This window comes from Parabacteroides distasonis (genome assembly GCF_004793765.1).
Lineage (GTDB): Bacteria > Bacteroidota > Bacteroidia > Bacteroidales > Tannerellaceae > Parabacteroides > Parabacteroides distasonis_A.
On the sequence record NZ_SRYM01000175.1, the window covers coordinates 1 to 318 of the forward strand.

1 pseudogene is annotated in these 318 nt (G+C 50.9%); it reads right to left on the minus strand.

Annotated features, from left to right (window positions below):
- Positions 1–235: 235 nt before the first annotated feature.
- A pseudogene (locus E5342_RS19955) lies at positions 236–318 on the minus strand (helix-turn-helix domain-containing protein); the annotation flags it as partial.

Genomic DNA, 318 nt, shown 5'->3' on the forward strand with positions numbered 1-318 from the left:
TCCTCCTGTGGAGCGTATTCGGCCCGAAAACCTTGCCACTGCCTGCCACACGCTTTTAGAGCATCCGGCAACGGAAACAAGCGACTGGCGGGAAATCAGAAGATAGAAAGGAATGGCTTACAGGCGAAGCAGGATATTGGTGCTTCATCTGTAAGCCATTCCTTTTTTCTTTATGTTAAAAGTCCATTGCTCCGCAACCATAGGGCAGACGGCAAACCGCGCTCCTTCAAGAAAATCATGTGCCTGTCAGCCGATAGGCGGAACGGTAGCCGTCAGCAAGCATCCTTTCGATGTCGGATTCACGGTAGAGGATTTTGC